This window comes from Kitasatospora sp. NPDC001664 (genome assembly GCF_053596675.1).
Genome location: NZ_JBSFGS010000001.1, coordinates 458909 through 476930, shown reverse-complemented (window position 1 = coordinate 476930; position 18022 = coordinate 458909). Strand labels below are relative to the sequence as shown.

Below are 18022 nucleotides of genomic sequence, written 5' to 3'. Positions count from 1 at the left end.
ATGTCAGGGGCGCGGGCCGGCGCACTCCACGGACGAGTGCGCCGCGCGCGGGGCCGTTCAGCTCGGTTCGCCGTCGGCGAGCTGGGCCAGCGGGACGGGGCAGGCGAGCGGGCGGGAGTCGGGCTTCAGCCCGCCGGCACCGGAGAGGCAGGCCACCGCCGGGCCGCACATCCGGCCCTGGCACCACCCCATCCCGGCCCGGGTGAGCAGCTTGACCGTCCGCGGGTCGGCCGCGCCGAGCTCCTCCACCGCGGTGCGGATCGCCCCGGCCGGGACCTCCTCGCAGCGGCAGACGTCGGTGTCCTCGCGCAGCCACTCCGTCCAGCCCGGGCCGGGCCGGTGCGCGGCGGCCATCAGGCCGGCGAAGGCCCGGCGGCGCTCCCGGCGGGCGCGCAGCGAGGCCGGCACCGGCGCCCCGGCGATCACCCGGGCGGCCAGTGCGCCCTCCGCGATCGCCAGGTCGGCGCCGCCGACGCCGCAGGTCTCCCCCGCCGCCCACAGGCCCGGCAGCGAGGTGCGCAGCTCGTCGTCGACCTTGAGCGCCACGGTGTCGTCCGCGGTGGTGAAGGTCTCGGCGCCCAACTCGGTGGCCAGCTCGATCTGCGGCAGCAGGCCGTGCCCGACGGCCAGCGCGTCGCACTCGATCCGCCGCTCGGTGCCGGGCACCGGCCGCCACTCGGCGTCCAGCCTCGCCACCGTCACGGCGGTCACCCGGTCGGTGCCGTGCGCCTCGACGACGGCGCTGGAGCGGCGCAGCCGGACCCTGCCGCGCAGCAGCCTGGTGCCGTGCTCGGCGCCCTCGACCAGCTTGGCCGGGTTGGCGGCCAGCGTGGTCAGGCCGCGGGCGTAGCCGAGGTAGTTCGAGGCCTCCACCACCGCGGGCACGGTGGCCCCGGCGGAGACCAGCGAGGAGGCGGCGGCCAGCAGCAGCGGGCCGCTGCCCGCCACCACGATCCGCCGGCCCGGCAGCACCAGGCCGGCCTTGAGCATGGCCTGCGCGCCGCCGGCCGTCACCACGCCGGGCAGCGTCCAGCCGGGGAAGGGCAGTTGGCGCTCGTAGGCGCCGGTGGCCAGCAGCACCGCGGCCGCCTCGACCGTCACCGCCTCGCCGCCGTGCAGCGCGTGCAGCCGCCAGGGCCGCCCGCCGGTGCCCTGCTCGGCCGTCCAGACCTGGTGCTCCGTCAGGTGGGTGACGGTGCTCGCGGCCAGCCGGTCGCGCAGCTTGGCGAAGGCGGGCCAGCCGTGGTGCAGCTTCTCCGGGCGGGCCGCGCCCAGCTCCGGCGCGGGGTGGCGGTAGTACTGGCCGCCCGGGCGCGGGCCGGCGTCCAGCAGGACGCAGCGCAGGCCGGAGGAGGCGGCGGTGACGGCGGCCGCCAGCCCGGCCGGGCCGGCCCCGATCACCGCGAGGTCGTACGGGTCCTGGAGGCCCCGGGGGTCAGACGGCGAGGTCGGCACGGCCGTGGCCCTCCTGGGTGGTGACGGTGGTGCCGGGCTCGGCGGGGATCAGACAGGTGCGCTGGTTGGGCGCGCCGTCCACGGTGGCCAGGCAGTCGTAGCAGGCGCCGATGCCGCAGAACGCGCCGCGCGGGCGCCCGTTCACCCGGGTGGTGCGCCAGGCCAGGATGCCGTTGGCCCAGAGCGCGGCCGCGATGGTCTGGCCGGGCAGCACCGGGATCGGGCGGCCGTCGAAGTCGATGGTGTGCCCCGGCTGGGGCCGGGCGCCGACCAGCTCGGCGGGGGTGCGGGCGCTCACGCGGCTCCTCCAGGGTGCGGGAAGCGGTCGGCTCGGAACGGGGTGAGGTCGAGCCCGGGGGCCTCGCCGGTGAGCTGACGGGCGATCAGCTCGCCGGTGGCGGGGGCCAGGCCGATGCCCGCGCCCTCGTGGCCGCAGGCGTGGTAGAGCCCGGGCACCCGCGGGTCGGCCCCGATGGCCGGCAGGTGGTCCGGCAGGTACGGGCGGAAGCCCCGGTAGGCGCGCTGCACCTGGACGGTGCGCAGCACCGGGAAGAGCCGGGCCGCGTTGGCCGCCAGGCGCCGGAGCACCTCGACCGAGAGGGTGCGGTCGAAGCCGACCCGCTCCCGGCTGGCACCGATCAGCACCGGCCCGGCCGGGGTGCCCTCGACCACGGCGGAGGTCTGCAGCGCCGCCGAGCCGCTGGCCACGTCGGCCACGTAGTCGGCGGCGTAGACCTTGTGCCGCACGATCCTCGGCAGCGGCTCGGTGACCAGCACGAAGCCGCGCCGGGGCAGCACCGGGAGCTCGACGCCGGCCATCGCGGCCAGCTCGCCGCCCCAGGTCCCGGCCGCGTTGATCACCACCGGGGCGTCGATCCGGCCCTGACCGGTCGTCACCCCGAGCACCTCGCCGGAGGGCGCGGTGCGGATGCCGGTGACCGTCTCGCCGAGCCGCAGGCGCGCCCCGGAGGCCCGCAGCAGGTGAGCGGCGGCCAGCGCGGGCTGGACCTGGGCGTCCTGCGGGTAGAGGAAGCCGCCGCCCAGCCCGGCGGCCAGGTGCGGTTCCAGTTCGGCGAGCCGGTCACCGGAGATCTCGGAGGACTCCACCCCGACCTTGGTCTGCTCGGCGGCGAAGCCGCGCAGCGCGGTCATCCCGGCCTCGGTGGAGGCGACCACCAGGCCGCCCTTGGGCTCGTACTCGACCGCCTCCCCCAGCTCCGCGGCCAGGGTGCGCCACAGGCCGGTGGAGTACAGGGCGAGGTCGAGCTCGGGGCCGGGCTCCTTGTCGGAGACCAGGAGGTTCCCCTCGCCGGCACCGGTGGTGCCGCCGGCGACCGGGCCTCGGTCGACGACGGTGACGCTCAGGCCGGCTCGGGCCGCGTAGTAGGCGCAGGCGGCGCCGACCACACCGGCGCCGACCACCAGGACATCGTGGGGGGATCTCGTGGACACGGCAGTAATATGTCACATGGCTTCTGCTCTGCCAAGGCCGTGGACATGACGAACGGCCCCGGTCCACTGGAAGAACCAGCAGGCCGGGGCCGTTCGGGCGAACTGACGACGGGTCAGCCGCGACAGTGTCAGGTGATGTCGTCCAGCTGCTCCCGACGGGCGGCCGGGACGGCGGACGGCAGCTCCGGTGCGGAGGAGGCGCCGATCGCCTCGGCTCCGGCGACGTCCTCGACCGAGAGGTCCAGGCGCGAGGCCTCCTCGTCGTCCAGGCCCGCGTCCGGGTTGTTGCGCAGCTTGCGCCTGTCGTTCATCAGCGCCACGCCGACCGCGACGAAGTACAGCGCGATGATCGGCAGGGCCAGCAGGATCATGCTCACCGGGTCGGCCGAGGGGGTCGCGAAGGCGGCGAAGACCGTGATGGCCATCACCATGCCGCGCCACCAGCCGAGCAGCCGCTTGCCGGTGAGGACGCCGACGAAGTTCAGCATCACCAGCAACAGCGGGAACTCGAAGCCCAGACCGAAGACCAGCACCATCCTGGTCACCACGTCGAGGTAGTCCTCGACGGTGAGGATCGAGGTGACGTCGGTGCCGGCGAAGTGGATCAGCATCGCCGCCGTCATCGGCATGATGAGGTAGGCGAAGGCGGCGCCGGTCAGGAAGAGCGGGATGCCGAAGCCCATGAAGGCCACCGTGTAGCGGCGCTCGCTCTTGTGCAGACCGGGCGCGACGAAGCGCCAGAGCTGGAAGAGCCAGACCGGGGTCGCCGCGACCACGCCACCGGTCAGCGCGACCTTCAGCACCACGGTGAAGGCGGTCATCAGGCCGATGTTCGCCACCAGGGCGCACTTGTTCTCGCCCGGCGGCGGCTTGTTGTCAGGACCGCAGGCGGGCAGCGGGGCGATCAGGAAGTCGATCACCGGGCGGTAGAAGATCGCGATCACGATCGTGAAGAGCAGGATCGCCAGGATCGACTTCACCAGCCGGTTGCGCAGCTCCCGCAGGTGCTCCGCCAGGGCCATCCGGCCCTCGGGGTCCTTGGCCGGCTTGACGGCCTTCTCGCTCTTGCTCAAGCTCGGTCCTCGACTCGGGCCGGGTCACCCGGGGCGGACTTGACGACGCGGGCCGGCTCCACCGGATCGATCGGCTCGGCGGCGCCCTCCTTGGCGGCGGCCACCGTCCGGTCCTTGAGGGACTTGCCCTCCTCCTTGAGCGCCTTGCCCTCGGCCTTCAGGATCCGCGCCGACTTGCCGAGCGACCGGGCGAGGTCGGGCAGCCGCTTCGCGCCGAACAGCAGTAGGGCGAGGACGACGATGATGAGGATCGTGCCGATCCGCATGTGCGACCACCTTTCTCCCAGGGGCAGCACTCCCCCGCTCCCGGCGATGGTAGCCCCTGCGGGTGAAGCTGCGACAACGACCGGATGCTACCTGGCCTCGGAGAACGACCCGCTGTCACCCCGTCAGGCGCTCGGCCGCCTCGGTCACCGCCCGGGAGGCCGTGCCGACCTCCCGGGCCAGCGCCCTGACGTCCAGCCAGAGCCGTCCGGCCAGCACCCCCAGCACCAGCAGTCCGGCGGTGGACAGCAGGACGGCGGCGACGACGGTCCAGGGCACTGCATCTCCTTGCTAGGTGGTTCTCAGTCGACCGGCAGCAGGCGCATGGTGCTGACCCCGGCCCTGGTCAGCGCCTCGACGATGGACTCCCCCGCGCTCTTGCGGACCGTCTGGCCGCACGCCGGGCAGCCGAAGCTGTAGAAGGTGCGCTCCCGGGTGGCGCCCAGCGCCAGCCGGAAGGCCTCGGCCGGCAGCTCCACCTTCTCCCGGCAGTGAGAGCAGTAGACCTTGAATCTGGTGCCCTCCGCGGTCACCGGCTCAGCCCTCGTAGCCCTGGAGCGCCTCGAGCGCGGCGGCCCGCGCCGACTCGGCGAGCTCCGGCGGGGAGACGATCCGGCCCTCCCGGCCCAGCCGCAGGGCCAGCGGGCGCAGGCCCGCCGGGTCCGCGCTGCGCAGGGTGATCCGCAGACCGCCGTCGGGCAGCTCCTCGGCCGAGTCGTGGGTGTAGTACTCGGCCACCCAGCGGCCGCCGGGGCCGACCTCGACCACCACCTCCGGGTCGGAGGCGGCGGGGGTGACCAGCCCGGCCGACAGGTCGCGCGGCTCCAGCCGCGGCGGGTCGGCCGGCTCGTCCAGCACCTTGATCTCGGCCACCCGGTCCAGCCGGAACACCCGGCGGTCCTCCGAGGTGCGGCACCAGCCCTCGAGGTAGGTGTGCCCCTCGGTGACCAGCCGGATCGGGTCGACCAGACGCTCCGTCATGCCACCGCGCCCGTGCGACCAGTAGCGCAGCCAGATCAGCCGGCCCTCGCTCAGCGCGCGGTCGATGTCGGCGAAGACCTGGCCCTCGGCCTCGAAGGTCACGCCGACCCGGGCCGAGGACTCGGCGCTCTCGCCGGCCGCGTCCTCGATCTTGGCGACGGCGCGGGTCAGCGCCTGCCGGTCCCGCTCGCGCAGGCCGGGCAGGCCGGCCACCGCGCGGGCGGCCACCAGGAGCGCGGTGGCCTCGTCGGCGGCGAGGCGCAGCGGCTGGGCCACGTCGTCGACGTTGTGCCACCAGATGCGCTCGCCGTCGGTGTCGATGTCGAGCAGGTCGCCGCCGCGGAAGCTGGTGCCGCACATCGGCAGCACGTTCAGGTCGTTGATCAGCTCGCGCTCGGTGATGCCGAACGCCCGGGCCACCTCGGCCACCTCGGCGCCCGGCCGCTCGCGCAGGTAGGTGACCAGCGACAGCATCCGCCGGGTCTGGTCGATCGCGTTGCTCAACTCTGCCCCTCAAGGAGACCGGCCACCGCTCGCAGCCGGTCGACGACGTCCGCCCGCAGCTCCTCGGGCGCCAGCACCACCAGGTCGGGGCCGAACTCGGCCACCTCGGCCCCGAGCCCCGGGCCGTACGGGATCTCCAGCTCGTCCCAGCCGTCGGCGCCCTCGCGGACCTCCAGCGCCTTGGTGCGCAGCGGGAAGCCCTTGCCCTGCCGCAGCCGGACGGTGGCCGAGGCGGTCGCGCCCTCGCCGCCGAACCGGGCCACCACCGCGCGCACGTCCACGTGCTCGGGCACGGTGCCGGCGAACCGGCCGGCCCGGGACTTCACCTTGCCGGTGATCCGGCTCAGCCGGAACACCCGGGCCGCCTCGCGGTCCCGGTCCCAGCCGGCCAGGTACCAGTGGCCGCGCCAGCACTCCAGCGCCCAGGGCTCCACCGAGCGCAGCTCGACGGCGGCCGCACCGGCCTTGCGGTACTCGAAGGTGACGGGCCGTCGGTCCCGGGCCGCGGTGAGCAGCGGCTCGAAGGCCGCCTCCCGGGCCGGGATCCGCGGCTCCAGCGCGGAGTGCTCGCGCTCCTCGGTGAACGGCACGCCGGCGGCGCGCAGCTTCTGCAGCGCACCGCTGGCCGCGCCGGACATCTTGGCCTGCTGCCAGACCCGGGCGGCCAGCGTGAGCGCGGCCGCCTCCTCCGCGTCCAGGGCGATCTCGGGCAGCCGGTTGCGGTCCTTGCGGGCCAGGTAGCCCATCTCGCCGTCGAGGCCGTTCTCGTCCACGTCGATGATCAGGCCGAGCTCGCGCAGGTCGTCCTTGTCCCGCTCGAACATCCGGTTGAAGGCCTCTTCGCTGCCGGACTGCCAGGCCTCCCGGTACGCCTCGACGGACTCCCGGAGCTCCTTCTTGGAGAGCGGACGTCTGGTGTTCATCAGGCACAGGGCGAGGTTCATCAGCCGCTCTGCCTTGGCGATCGCCATCGCGGACCTTTCCGGTAACGGGGTGCTTCGTGCTGGTGGTTCGTCAGCTGTCGCTGACCGTACCGGGTGGGGCGCCCGGGGGGAAAGCCGAGGCCCCACCCCGCTCGCTGCGGGGTGGGGCCTCGGGGTGACGCGGTGTCGGACGGACCGTCAGACGCCGAGCAGGTCGACCACGAAGATCAGGGTCGAACCGGCCGGGATGAGCGGGCTCGGGGACTGGTTCCCGTACGCCTTGTGGGCCGGGATGGTCAGCTTGCGCCGGCCGCCGACCTTCATGCCCTGGACGCCCTCGTCCCAGCCCTTGATGACCCGGCCGCCGCCCAGCGGGAAGCGGAAGGTCTGGCCGCGGTTCCAGGAGGCGTCGAACTCCTCGCCGGTCTCGAAGGTGACGCCCACGTAGTGGACCTCGACCATCGCGCCGGCCTTGGCCTCGGCGCCGGTGCCCTCGACGATGTCCTCGATGACCAGGTCGGCCGGCGCGTCGCCGATCGGGAAGTCGATCTCCGGCTTGGTAAGGCTCACAGCACAGCTCTTCTCGTTCGGTGATGTAACAGGGATACGTTACGCGACGACTAGTCGGCGCCGCCGACACCCGCGTCCAGGATGTCGATCACGAACACCAGCGTGGAGTTGGCCGGGATCTTCTCCGAGGCCTTGTCGCCGTAGCCCATGGCCGGCGGGATCACGACCTCGATCCGGCTGCCGATGGTCTGGCCGGTGACGGCCTTGTCCCAGCCCTCGATGACGCCGCCGCCACCGGTGACGAAGCCGAAGGCCTGGCCGCGGTCGAGCGAGGAGTCGAACTGCTTGCCGTCGGCGTAGGTCACGCCGGTGTACTGGACGACGACCTTCTCACCCGACTCGATCTTGCGGCCCTTGCCCTCGATCAGCACCGAGGTCTTCAGTTCGGTCGGCGCGGCCACGCCCGGGACGGGGGTGATGGTGGCCGGCTTCTTGCCGTTGTCCTTGACCTTGGGCATGCCCTCGGCCGGGGCGGCCATCTCGCCGCTGAGCACCGCGTCCGGCGAGGTGCCCTGCTTGATGTCGATCACGAAGACCAGGTTGTCCTTCGGGCCGACGCCCATCTGGGTGTTGCCCTGGTCGCCGAAGGCGGCGGCCGGCGGGGCCACCACCAGCAGGCGGCTGCCGGCCTTGTGGCCGGTCACCGCGTCGTCCAGGGCGGGGATCAGCTTGCCCGCGCCGGCCTGGAAGAGCTGCGGCTTCTTGTTGTCGAAGGAGTTGGCCAGGTCCTTGCCGGTGGCCCAGTCCTTGCTGGTGAAGTCGACCGTCACCCAGTCGCTCTTCTTGACCTCGGGGCCGGTGCCCTCGGTCAGCGTCTTGACCACGAAGCTGCCGTCGGGAGCGTCCTTGGGGAGCTCGATGGCGGCCTTGGTGCCGAAGTCGCCGGTGACGACCGGCAGCACCTTGGCGTCGTTCTTGATCGGCGGCACCGGGGCCTGGGTCGGGGTCGGCTGGGCCGGGGCGGACGGCGCCGAGTCGGCGGCGGCCTTCTTGCCCGAGTCCGGCTTGTTCACCATGTAGAGGGTGATCCCGCTGCCGACCAGCAGCACCGCGAGCACGGTGCCCAGGATGACGCCGAGCTTGCCGGCCGAGCCGGGGTTCTCGTCGTAGCCCGACTCGTCCATGTCCTTGCGGCGTACCGTGGAGGCGAAGACCTGGGGCTCCTCGTCCCTCTTCTCCCCGGCGGCCGGGCGGGCCTCGTCGCCGCCCCAGCCGGCCTGCTGCTTCAGGATGGCCGGGGGGACGACGATCGACTCGCCGTCACCCGGCAGCGGCCCGCCGGGCCGTGCAGCCGTCGGGTCCCCGACGCTCTTCTCAGTCATGACTCCCCATCCATCTCGCGGGCCGCGCCCTCACCGGGTCCTGACGGACACCTGCCACAGTGCGCGACAGTATGTCAGGTGGACATGAGGGCGCGGTAAGAGCCGCGAGCTTCGATTCGGTGTCAGGGGTTTCAGACCGCTTCGAGGATGTCGATCACGAAGACCAGGGTGGAGTTCGCCGGGACCGAGGACTGCGCCTTGTCCCCGTAGCCGAGCGCGGGCGGCACCACCAGCTCGACCCGGCTGCCCACCGTCTGGCCGACCAGGCCCTGGTCCCAGCCCTTGATCAGGCTGCCGGTGCCGACCTGGAGCGCCTGCGCCCCGCCGTGGCTCCAGGAGGAGTCGAACTGCTGGCCGTTGGCCCAGAGCACCCCGGTGTACTGCACCACCAGGGTCTGGCCGGACTGCACCGGCTTGCCGTCGCCCTTCACCAGCACCGAGGTCTTCAGCTCGGTCGGCGGGGCCGGCGGCCCCGGCGGGATGGTGATGGTCGGGGCGGCCTTGCCGTTGTCCTTCACCTGCGGCAGGTCGGCGGGCGGCTGGGTCATGGTGCCGCCGATGGTCGAGTCCTGCGGCAGGTCCTCCACCACGTCCAGGACGAAGACCACCGTGTCGCCGCCGCCGATGCCCAGGTTGGCGCTGCCGGTGGAGCCGAAGCCGGCCGCCGGCGGGGCCACCACCAGCAGCCGGGTGCCGACCTTCTTGCCCAGCACGGTCTGGTCGAAGGCGGGCACCAGCTGCCCGCTGCCCGCCTGGTAGAGCTGCGGCTTCTGACCGGAGTCGTAGGAGCTGGTCAGGTCCTTGCCGGTGGTCCAGTCCTTGGCCGTGTAGTTGACGGTCACCCAGTCGTTCTTGGCGACCGTGGCGCCCTCCCCTTCGATCACCGTGTTCACCACGAACTGGCCGCTGGGCTGGCCGGCGGGCAGCGTGACGGTCGCCTTGCTGCCGAAGCTCCCGGAGACCGTGGGCATCGGGGAGGCCGAGGCCACCGGGCTCGGCACCGCCGTGGCGGAGGCCGAGGCGGTGCCGGTGGCCCCCTGGGACGGCGTGCCGTCACTGCCGCAGGCGGCGATCAGGAGGAGCGGCAGGACGGCGAGCGGACCGGCGGTGCGGCGCACGGTGTTCCTAACTGTCGGTCAAGTACGGAGCGGTGCCTGCCCGCAGCGTATTGCCCGATCCGCCCGCCGCTCCGCAGGCACCCCGCTCGGCACCCGCCTACATCCCCGCGATCAGCTTCTCCACCCGCTCGTCCACCGAGCGGAACGGGTCCTTGCAGAGCACGGTGCGCTGCGCCTGGTCGTTCAGCTTCAGGTGCACCCAGTCGACGGTGAAGTCGCGGCGCTGCTCCTGCGCCTTGCGGATGAAGTCGCCGCGCAGCCGGGCCCGGGTGGTCTGCGGGGGCACCGACTTGGCCTCGAAGGTCTTCAGGTCGGTGGTGATCCGCTCGGCCTGGCCCTTGTTCTGGAGCAGGTAGAACAGGCCGCGGCGGCGGTGGATGTCGTGGTACGCCAGGTCGATCTGGGCCACCCGGGGGTTGGACATCCCCATGTTGTGCTTGGCCCGGTACCGCTCGATCAGCTGGTGCTTCATGATCCAGTCGATCTCGGTGGAGACGCTGTCGAAGTTCCCGCTGCGGACGGCCTCCAGGGTGCGGCCCCAGAGCTCCAGCACCTTGGCGATGGTGCCGGTGTTGATGCCCTTGCGGTCGGCGAACTCCAGCGCCTTGGTGTAGTACTCCTCCTGGATGTCCAGCGCGCTGGCCTCCCGGCCGTTGGCGAGCCGGACCTGGTGGGTCCCGGTGAGGTCGTGGCTGACCTCGCGGATGGCCCGGATCGGGTTCTCCAGCGTCAGGTCGCGCATCACCACACCGGCCTCGATCAGGCGCAGCACCAGGTCGGTGGAGCCCACCTTGAGCAGGGTGGTGGTCTCGGACATGTTGGAGTCGCCGACGATCACGTGCAGCCGGCGGTACCGCTCGGCGTCCGCGTGCGGCTCGTCCCGGGTGTTGATGATCGGGCGCGAGCGGGTGGTGGCGGAGCTGACGCCCTCCCAGATGTGCTCGGCCCGCTGGCTGACGCAGTAGACCGCGCCGCGCGGGGTCTGCAGCACCTTGCCCGCGCCGCAGATCAGCTGCCGGGTGACCAGGAAGGGGATCAGCACGTCGGCCAGCCGGGAGAACTCGCCGTGCCGGGCCACCAGGTAGTTCTCGTGGCAGCCGTAGGAGTTCCCGGCCGAGTCGGTGTTGTTCTTGAAGAGGTAGACGTCCCCGGCGATGCCCTCCTCGTGCAGGCGCCGCTCGGCGTCCACCAGCAGGCCCTCGAGGATCCGCTCGCCGGCCTTGTCGTGCGTCACCAGCTCGGTGACGTCGTCGCACTCGGGGGTGGCGTACTCGGGGTGGGAGCCCACGTCCAGGTAGAGGCGGGCGCCGTTGCGCAGGAAGACGTTGCTGCTGCGGCCCCAGGAGACAACGCGGCGGAAGAGGTACCGGGCCACCTCGTCCGGCGACAGGCGGCGCTGCCCCCGGAAGGTGCAGGTGACGCCGTACTCGTTCTCGATCCCGAAGATTCGACGGTCCATGAGGCATCTCTTCTCTGTTCGAGGGCCTTCCGAAACCCCGGGGCGGCCGACGGTCCGTCAAATCGCCTCGGTGGAGCGGGAGCCCCCGCCCGGGGGCTCCCGCCGCTCCCTACTCCTCGGTGCTCTCCTCGGCGGCGGCCGACTCGTCGCCCGCCAGCAGGCGGCTCAGCTGCCCGCCCAGCACCCGCTTGAACTTCCGCTTCTGGAAGCGGGTGCGGTCCAGGACCGCGACCTCCAGCTGATCCGGCGTCAGGGCCCGCGGCGTGCCGCCGTTCGGGTCCCGGGCCAGGCCGTCGACGGCCAGCTTGAGCGCACCGGCCAGGCTGAGCCCGGGCTGGTGCTTCTGGCCGAGGTAGTTGCCGATCGAGTCCGCGTTCCCGCCGACCACCACGGCGTTCTTCTCGTCCACCACCGAGCCGTCGGGGGTGAGCCGGTAGATCTGGTCGTCCTCGGGGGTGCGGCCGACCTCGGCCACGATCAGCTCCACCTCGTACGGCTTCTCGCCGACCGAGGAGAAGATGGTGCCCAGGGTCTGGGCGTAGACGTTGGCCAGCCCGCGGGCGGTCACGTCGGCCCGGTCGTAGGAGTAGCCGCGCAGGTCGGCGTAGCGCACGCCGCCGATCCGCAGGTTCTCGAACTCGTTGTAGCGGCCGACCGCGGCGAAGGCGATCTGGTCGTAGATCTCGGAGACCTTGTGCAGCGCCCGCGAGGTGTTCTCCGCGACGAAGACGATGCCCTCGGCGTAGGTCAGCACGACCACGCTGCGGCCGCGGGCGATGCCCTTGCGGGCGTACTCGGCGCGGTCCGCCATGGCCTGCTGGGGCGAGACGTAGAACGGTGTGGACACCTTGGCCGTCCCCTTCCTGGGAGGTTCGTGGCGGACTTAGAGGAGCGGGGCCTGCGGGCCGTTGGGGTGCTCGAGGCGCTGGTCGGTGATGGAGTGCGCGATCCCGGAGACCTCGGCCTCGGAGAGGCGGCGGAAGCCGTCCTCGGTGATCAGCGAGACGATCGGGAAGATCTTGCGGGCCAGGTCCGGACCGCCGGTGGCGGAGTCGTCGTCGGCCGCGTCGTAGAGCGCCTGGACCACCAGGGTGGAGGCCTGCTCGGCGGTCAGGTCCTCGCGGTAGAGCTTCTTCATCGAGCCCCGGGCGAAGACCGAGCCGGAGCCGGTGGCCGCGAAGCCCCGCTCCTCGGAGCGGCCGCCGGTGACGTCGTAGGTGAAGATCCGGCCGCGGCCGAGGTTGAGGTCGTAGCCGGCGAACATCGGGACCACGGCCAGGCCCTGCATGGCCATCCCGAGGTTGCCCCGGATCATCGTGGTGAGCCGGTTGGCCTTGCCCTCCAGGGAGAGCACGGTGCCCTCGATCTTCTCGTAGTGCTCCAGCTCCAGCTGGAACAGCCGGACCATCTCGACCGCCAGGCCTGCGGTGCCCGCGATGCCCACCGCGCTGTACTCGTCGGCCGGGAACACCTTCTCGATGTCCCGCTGGGCGATCACGTTCCCCATGGTGGCGCGGCGGTCGCCGGCGAGCACCACGCCGCCGTCGAAGACCGCCGAGACGATGGTGGTGCCGTGCGGCGCCTCGATGGTGAGGCCCTCCGGCAGGGTGCGGCGGCCGGGCAGCAGCTCCGGCGAGTGCTGGCCGAGGAAGTCGATGAACGACGACGAACCCGGGGTCAGGAAGGCAGCCGGTAGACGCCCGGTGCCACCAGTGTTGGCTTCCACTCGATTCCTTCCAGGTAGATCAACTGGCGCTGTGTGAACCGGACACTACCCGTTCTTCTTCGCCCCTCAACCACCTCGGCGGCGGCCGGTTCTCCCTGGGCGTCGAAACGGCCGTCCGATAGTCCGCGCGCGGCAACCCCGGGGGAATTCCCACGGGATTGCCGCGCGCGGCTGAGTTGACGGAGGACGGCTACTGGCCGCCCTTCTGCACGAACTGACGGACGAAGTCCTCCGCGTTCGACTCGAGGACGTCGTCGATTTCGTCGAGCACCGCGTCGACGTCGTCGCTGAGCTTCTCCTGGCGCTCCTTGAGGTCGTCGGACGCCTGCGCGTCGACCGCCTGCTCCTCGACCTCCTCGGAGGAACGGCTCGCCCGCTGCTGACCGCCGTCGGTGTCCTTGCTGGCCATTTCCCTCACCCCGCTCGCTCGGTTGGTCAGACACTATCCACCGGCCACGACATCCGCTTCCGGTTTCCGTACAACGTCCGTGCCTCGTCAGGATGATTCCCTTTTCGGGGAAATTTCACCCCTGGTGATCGAGACGTTACCCGCCGGACAGCACCCGGAGCAGGTCCTCCGCCGTCCGGCAGCGGTCCAGCAGGTCCTTCACGTGGCTGCGGGTGCCGCGCAGCGGCTCCAGGGTCGGCACCCGCTGGAGCGAGTCCCGCCCCGGCAGGTCGAAGATGACGGAGTCCCAGGAGGCGGCCGCCACGTGGTCGGCGTACTGCTCCAGACAGCGGCCGCGGAAGTACGCCCGGGTGTCCTCCGGGGGCTTGGAGACCGCCCGGGTGACCTGCTCCTCGGTCAGCAGCCGGTCGAACCGGCCGCGGGCCACCAGGCGGTTGTAGAGGCCCTTGTCGGGCCGCACGTCGCTGTACTGGAGGTCGACCAGGTGCAGCCGGGGGTTGTCCCAGTCCAGGCCGTCGCGCTGGCGGTAGCCCTCCAGGATCTCCTTCTTGGCGACCCAGTCCAGCTGCTTGGACAGGCTCATGGGGTCGTTCTCCAGCCGGTTGAGCACGTCCTCCCAGCGCAGCAGCACGTCCACGGTCTGCTCGTCGGCGTCCTGGCCGTAGCGGTCCTCGACGTACTTGCGGGCCAGCTCGAAGTACTCCATCTGGAGCTGGACGGCCGTCAGCTTCCGTCCGCTGCGCAGCTGGACGAGGTACTGCAGGGTCGGGTCGTGGGAGACCCGGTGCAGGGTCCGGACCGGCTGGTCGACGGCCAGGTCGGCGGTGATGAAGCCGTCCTCGATCATCGTCAGGACCAGCGCGGTGGTGCCCAGCTTGAGGTAGGTAGAGATCTCCGAGAGGTTGGCGTCGCCGATGATCACGTGCAGCCGGCGGTACTTCTCGGCGTCCGCGTGCGGCTCGTCCCGGGTGTTGATGATCGGGCGCTTGAGGGTGGTCTCCAGGCCGACCTCGACCTCGAAGTAGTCCGCCCGCTGGCTGATCTGGAAGCCGTCAGCGCCGCCCTCCTGGCCCAGGCCCACCCGGCCGGCGCCGGTGACCACCTGCCGGGAGACGAAGAAGGGGGTGAGGTGGCGGACGATGTCGGCGAACGGCGTCGACCGCTGCATCAGGTAGTTCTCGTGGGTGCCGTAGGAGGCGCCCTTGTTGTCCGTGTTGTTCTTGTAGAGGTTGATCCGCTGGCCGTTCGGCAGCTCCAGGGCGCGGGCCGCGGCCTCGGCCATGATCCGCTCGCCGGCCTTGTCCCAGAGCACCGCGTCGCGCGGGTTGGTGATCTCCGGGGAGCTGTACTCGGGGTGCGCGTGGTCCACGTAGAACCGGGCGCCGTTGGTGAGGATGACGTTGGCCAGGCCGATGTCCTCGTCGGTCAGCTGACTGGCGTCCGCCACGTCACGCGCGAGGTCGAAGCCGCGCGCGTCGCGCAGCGGGTTCTCCTCCTCGAAGTCCCAGCGGGCCCGTCGCGCCCGGTGCATCGCGGCCGCGTAGGCGTTGACGATCTGGGACGAGGTGAGCATCGCGTTGGCGTTCGGGTGGCCCGGCACCGAGATGCCGTACTCGGTCTCGATCCCCATCACGCGCCGTACGGTCATGCGGCCCTCCTTGCCCGGGTTCCGGTGGTGTCCCAAGACGCGCCGTCCGGCTGCGGACCCCGGGTGAGGGGCCCGCAGCCGGACGGTGGGACGGGCGTCTTACAGGTACTGACCCGTGTTGGCCACGGTGTCGATGGAGCGGCCGGACTCGGCACCCTGCTTGCCGGTGACCAGGGTCCGGATGAAGACGATGCGCTCGCCCTTCTTGCCGGAGATCCGGGCCCAGTCGTCCGGGTTGGTGGTGTTGGGCAGGTCCTCGTTCTCCTTGAACTCGTCCACGCAGGCGGCGAGCAGGTGCGCCACCCGCAGGCCGTGCTGGCCGGTGTCGAGGAAGGCCTTGATGGCCATCTTCTTCGCCCGGTCGACGATGTTCTGGATCATCGCGCCGGAGTTGAAGTCCTTGAAGTACAGGACCTCCTTGTCACCGTTGGCGTAGGTGACCTCCAGGAAGCGGTTCTCCTCGGTCTCGGTGTACATCCGCTCGACCACGGCCTGGATCATGCCGCCGACGGTCGCCTCGACGGAGCCCTCGTGCTCCTTGAGGTCGTCCGGGTGGAACGGCAGCGAGTCCTTGAGGTACTTGGAGAAGATGTCCTTCGCGGCCTCGGCGTCCGGGCGCTCGATCTTGATCTTGACGTCCAGGCGGCCGGGCCGCAGGATCGCCGGGTCGATCATGTCCTCGCGGTTCGAGGCGCCGATCACGATGACGTTCTCCAGGCCCTCCACGCCGTCGATCTCGGCGAGCAGCTGCGGGACGATGGTGTTCTCCACGTCCGAGCTGACGCCCGACCCACGGGTGCGGAAGAGGGACTCCATCTCGTCGAAGAAGACGATGACGGGCGTGCCCTCGCTGGCCTTCTCCCGGGCCCGCTGGAAGACCAGGCGGATCTGCCGCTCGGTCTCGCCGACGTACTTGTTGAGCAGCTCGGGGCCCTTGATGTTCAGGAAGTAGCTCTTGCCCTGCGGCCGGCCGGTCACCTCGGCGACCTTCTTGGCCAGCGAGTTGGCCACCGCCTTGGCGATCAGCGTCTTGCCGCAGCCGGGCGGGCCGTAGAGCAGGACGCCCTTCGGCGGCCGGAGCTCGTACTCCTTGAACAGGTCCGCGTGCAGGTACGGCAGCTCGACCGCGTCCCGGATCTGCTCGATCTGGTTGCCCAGACCGCCGATCTGGCGGTAGTCGATGTCCGGGACCTCCTCGAGGACCAGCTCCTCGACCTCGGCCTTCGGGACCACCTCGTACACGTAGCCGGAACGCGGCTCCAGCAGGAGCGCGTCGCCCGGACGCAGCGTCAGCTCGCGCAGCGGCTCGGCGAGCCGGACCACCCGCTCCTCGTCGGTGTGCCCGGTGACCAGCGCTCGCTCGCCGTCCTCCAGCACCTCCTTGAGGGTGACGATGTCGCCGATGCTCTCGAAGGCGAGCGCGTCCACGACGTTCAGCGCCTCGTTGAGCATCACCTCCTGGCCGCGGCGGAGCTCGTCGAGGTCGACGCTGGGGCTGACGTTCACCCGCAGCTTGCGGCCGCCGGTGAAGATGTCGGCCGTGCCGTCCTCGTTCCGGCTGAGGAAGGTGCCGAACCCGGCGGGCGGCTGGGCCAGCCGGTCGACCTCCTCCTTGAGGGCCACGATCTGGTCGCGGGCCTCCCGGAGCGTGGAGACGAGCCGTTCGTTCTGGGCGGTCACACCGGCCAGGTTGCTCTGGAGCTCGACGATGCGGTCTTCGAGGATCCTCGAATTGCGCGGTGAGTCGGCGAGCTTGCGGCGCAGGACGGCGATCTCCTGCTCGAGGTACGAGACCTGAGCCGCCGGGTCGTCGGAACCCCGTGCGGGCCGGCCGGCGCTGCGGTTGTAGTCGTCATCGTGGGATGCCACGGTCCTCACCTCCTCCTGGGGGAGCTGGACGACCCAAACCTACCTTCATTCCTGCCGGGTAAACCCGTAGATCAGAAAGAAGGCCGGGCGTGTCCGATCTTCGCGCTCGGATGCTGCCCCCCGTGCTGAGTGGATACCCACCGTCGGCCCGCTAATGCGGCCGACGGGTAGGCTCGGTGTCCGATCGTGACCGGGCGGTGTCCGGCGCGGTACGTGGAGTTCGCCAGAAGGAGCGGTAGGGGACATGTCGGAGACCCAGGAAGCACTGGAAGTCTGGATCGATCAGGATCTCTGCACCGGGGACGGCATCTGCGTCCAGTACGCCCCGGAGGTCTTCGAGTTGGACATCGACGGCCTGGCCTACGTGAAGGGCGACGACGACGAGCTGCGCCAGCAGCCGGGCGAGACCGCGCCCGTGCCGCTGACGCTGCTTCAGGACGTCGTGGACTCGGCAAAGGAGTGCCCCGGCGACTGCATCCACGTGCGCCGGGTGAGCGACCGGGTCGAGGTGTACGGGCCGGACGCGGACTGACGTCGGAGACGTCGGCCCGGGTGGTGGCCTGACGTCGGCTCAGGCGGTGGCGGCGGGTTCCGAGTTCTCGGTGCGGAGCCAGCCGCCGCCGGCCTTCTGCCGCCAGGAGAGCGAGACCAGCAGGTCCGGCGCGTAGCGCGGCACCTCGTCGCTGGAGTAGCCCTTGGCGCGGGCGGTCAGGGTGCCGTCGCTGCGCAGCTTGAGCTCGGTGACGGTGCGGCCCGCCGATTCCTCCAGGAGGGTCGCGGCGACCTGCGGGCGGCCGTCCTGACCGTTGGTCAGCAGGTAGACCCCGTCCGGCGGGGTGCCGTTGCCGGCGTCGCAGTGGGCGGCCAGGACGGTGCTGGGGCGGCCGTCCAGCAGGGCCGCGAAGCTGAGCGAGACCTTCACCGGGAACGGGCCGCAGTCGAGTGGCAGGACCGCCTTGGCCGGGTCCGGCGCGGCCTCCTTCGGCAGCGCGGCCGGGGCCTTGGCGGCGGTCGGTGCCGCGCCGGGGCGTGCGGCGGGCCGCACCACGCCGCCGGCCGGGGCCGCGGCCAGGCCTGCGGCGACCAGGGCGGCGGTGGCCGCCGCGACCAGCACCCAGTGGCGTATCCGGCTCCGGCCGGCTCCCGGCGCGGGGCCCGTCCCGCTCGGATCCGTTCCGCTCGGGCCCGTTCCGCTCGGATCCGTCTGAACCGTCGTCATCTGCACCGTCTCGGCCGCGCGTTCCACCAG

20 protein-coding genes are annotated in these 18022 nt (G+C 71.7%); 1 reads left to right on the top strand and 19 read right to left on the bottom strand.

What is annotated here, in order from left to right:
- Positions 1 to 57: 57 nt before the first annotated feature.
- The 18 genes from ACWCYY_RS02170 to arc form a co-directional block, all read right to left on the bottom strand.
- A complete protein-coding gene (locus tag ACWCYY_RS02170) occupies positions 58 to 1455 on the bottom strand; it encodes an FAD/NAD(P)-dependent oxidoreductase (protein ID WP_345289763.1) in 1398 nt (465 codons plus the stop codon).
- Entirely contained in the window at positions 1436 to 1753 is a 318-nt protein-coding gene (locus ACWCYY_RS02165; RefSeq protein ID WP_345289764.1) for a (2Fe-2S)-binding protein, read from the bottom strand. The genes ACWCYY_RS02170 and ACWCYY_RS02165 overlap by 20 nt, the downstream gene beginning before the upstream one ends.
- Positions 1750 to 2907 (bottom strand): NAD(P)/FAD-dependent oxidoreductase, encoded by a 1158-nt coding sequence (locus tag ACWCYY_RS02160; protein ID WP_449794813.1) that lies wholly within the window; start codon positions 2905 to 2907, stop codon positions 1750 to 1752. Before ACWCYY_RS02160 ends, ACWCYY_RS02165 begins: the two co-directional genes overlap by 4 nt.
- A gap of 128 nt (positions 2908 to 3035) precedes the next feature.
- Positions 3036 to 3980, bottom strand: coding sequence for a twin-arginine translocase subunit TatC (tatC, locus tag ACWCYY_RS02155; RefSeq protein ID WP_449794812.1), 945 nt, complete (start codon positions 3978 to 3980; stop codon positions 3036 to 3038).
- Positions 3977 to 4246 (bottom strand): Sec-independent protein translocase subunit TatA, encoded by a 270-nt coding sequence (tatA, locus tag ACWCYY_RS02150; protein WP_345289768.1) that lies wholly within the window; start codon positions 4244 to 4246, stop codon positions 3977 to 3979. The genes tatC and tatA overlap by 4 nt, the downstream gene beginning before the upstream one ends.
- 115 nt (positions 4247 to 4361) lie before the next feature.
- Positions 4362 to 4523, bottom strand: a complete 162-nt coding sequence (locus ACWCYY_RS02145) for a hypothetical protein (protein WP_345289769.1) — start codon at positions 4521 to 4523, stop codon at positions 4362 to 4364.
- A gap of 23 nt (positions 4524 to 4546) precedes the next feature.
- A complete protein-coding gene (locus tag ACWCYY_RS02140) occupies positions 4547 to 4777 on the bottom strand; it encodes a hypothetical protein (protein WP_345289771.1) in 231 nt (76 codons plus the stop codon).
- Positions 4778 to 4781: 4 nt separating this feature from the next.
- Positions 4782 to 5699, bottom strand: coding sequence for a helix-turn-helix transcriptional regulator (locus ACWCYY_RS02135; RefSeq protein ID WP_345289826.1), 918 nt, complete (start codon positions 5697 to 5699; stop codon positions 4782 to 4784).
- 26 nt (positions 5700 to 5725) lie between these two features.
- Complete coding sequence (locus ACWCYY_RS02130) at positions 5726 to 6700, bottom strand: helix-turn-helix transcriptional regulator (RefSeq protein WP_345289772.1); 975 nt, start codon at positions 6698 to 6700, stop codon at positions 5726 to 5728.
- Positions 6701 to 6850: 150 nt separating this feature from the next.
- Positions 6851 to 7222, bottom strand: a complete 372-nt coding sequence (locus tag ACWCYY_RS02125) for an FKBP-type peptidyl-prolyl cis-trans isomerase (protein ID WP_345289774.1) — start codon at positions 7220 to 7222, stop codon at positions 6851 to 6853.
- Between the two features lie 50 nt (positions 7223 to 7272).
- On the bottom strand, positions 7273 to 8544 hold the full coding sequence (locus tag ACWCYY_RS02120) for an FKBP-type peptidyl-prolyl cis-trans isomerase (protein ID WP_345289775.1): 1272 nt from the start codon (positions 8542 to 8544) through the stop codon (positions 7273 to 7275).
- Between the two features lie 131 nt (positions 8545 to 8675).
- The gene (locus tag ACWCYY_RS02115; RefSeq protein ID WP_449794811.1) at positions 8676 to 9662 is read right to left on the bottom strand and encodes an FKBP-type peptidyl-prolyl cis-trans isomerase; all 987 of its coding nucleotides are present in this window, start codon (positions 9660 to 9662) and stop codon (positions 8676 to 8678) included.
- A 97-nt stretch (positions 9663 to 9759) separates the two neighbouring features.
- Complete coding sequence (gene pafA, locus ACWCYY_RS02110) at positions 9760 to 11121, bottom strand: Pup--protein ligase (RefSeq protein ID WP_345289778.1); 1362 nt, start codon at positions 11119 to 11121, stop codon at positions 9760 to 9762.
- A gap of 109 nt (positions 11122 to 11230) precedes the next feature.
- A complete protein-coding gene (prcA, locus tag ACWCYY_RS02105) occupies positions 11231 to 11968 on the bottom strand; it encodes a proteasome subunit alpha (protein ID WP_345289779.1) in 738 nt (245 codons plus the stop codon).
- A gap of 36 nt (positions 11969 to 12004) precedes the next feature.
- Positions 12005 to 12847, bottom strand: a complete 843-nt coding sequence (prcB, locus tag ACWCYY_RS02100) for a proteasome subunit beta (protein WP_345289780.1) — start codon at positions 12845 to 12847, stop codon at positions 12005 to 12007.
- 190 nt (positions 12848 to 13037) lie between these two features.
- The gene (locus ACWCYY_RS02095; protein ID WP_345289782.1) at positions 13038 to 13256 is read right to left on the bottom strand and encodes a ubiquitin-like protein Pup; all 219 of its coding nucleotides are present in this window, start codon (positions 13254 to 13256) and stop codon (positions 13038 to 13040) included.
- A 136-nt stretch (positions 13257 to 13392) separates the two neighbouring features.
- A complete protein-coding gene (gene dop / locus ACWCYY_RS02090) occupies positions 13393 to 14904 on the bottom strand; it encodes a depupylase/deamidase Dop (RefSeq protein WP_345289783.1) in 1512 nt (503 codons plus the stop codon).
- Between the two features lie 99 nt (positions 14905 to 15003).
- Entirely contained in the window at positions 15004 to 16773 is a 1770-nt protein-coding gene (gene arc, locus ACWCYY_RS02085; RefSeq protein WP_345289784.1) for a proteasome ATPase, read from the bottom strand.
- A gap of 244 nt (positions 16774 to 17017) precedes the next feature.
- On the opposite strand from arc, the gene ACWCYY_RS02080 reads away from it, so the two are divergent.
- Complete coding sequence (locus tag ACWCYY_RS02080) at positions 17018 to 17305, top strand: ferredoxin (protein ID WP_396295436.1); 288 nt, start codon at positions 17018 to 17020, stop codon at positions 17303 to 17305.
- 39 nt (positions 17306 to 17344) lie between these two features.
- Here the strand turns inward: ACWCYY_RS02080 and ACWCYY_RS02075 are convergent, their stop codons facing one another.
- On the bottom strand, positions 17345 to 17887 hold the full coding sequence (locus tag ACWCYY_RS02075) for a hypothetical protein (RefSeq protein ID WP_449794810.1): 543 nt from the start codon (positions 17885 to 17887) through the stop codon (positions 17345 to 17347).
- Between the last annotated feature and the right edge of the window lie 135 nt (positions 17888 to 18022).

What these genes read in the sequence shown, in the direction of transcription:
- tatA (WP_345289768.1), bottom strand. Translation starts at nt 4,246, where the DNA reads ATGCGGATCGGCACGATCCTCATCATCGTCGTCCTCGCCCTACTGCTG.
- ACWCYY_RS02135 (WP_345289826.1), bottom strand. Translation starts at nt 5,699, where the DNA reads ATGCTGTCGCTGGTCACCTACCTGCGCGAGCGGCCGGGCGCCGAGGTG.
- ACWCYY_RS02130 (WP_345289772.1), bottom strand. Translation starts at nt 6,700, where the DNA reads ATGGCGATCGCCAAGGCAGAGCGGCTGATGAACCTCGCCCTGTGCCTG.
- ACWCYY_RS02120 (WP_345289775.1), bottom strand. Translation starts at nt 8,544, where the DNA reads ATGACTGAGAAGAGCGTCGGGGACCCGACGGCTGCACGGCCCGGCGGG.
- pafA (WP_345289778.1), bottom strand. Translation starts at nt 11,121, where the DNA reads ATGGACCGTCGAATCTTCGGGATCGAGAACGAGTACGGCGTCACCTGC.
- ACWCYY_RS02095 (WP_345289782.1), bottom strand. Translation starts at nt 13,256, where the DNA reads ATGGCCAGCAAGGACACCGACGGCGGTCAGCAGCGGGCGAGCCGTTCC.
- dop (WP_345289783.1), bottom strand. Translation starts at nt 14,904, where the DNA reads ATGACCGTACGGCGCGTGATGGGGATCGAGACCGAGTACGGCATCTCG.
- ACWCYY_RS02080 (WP_396295436.1), top strand. Translation starts at nt 17,018, where the DNA reads ATGTCGGAGACCCAGGAAGCACTGGAAGTCTGGATCGATCAGGATCTC.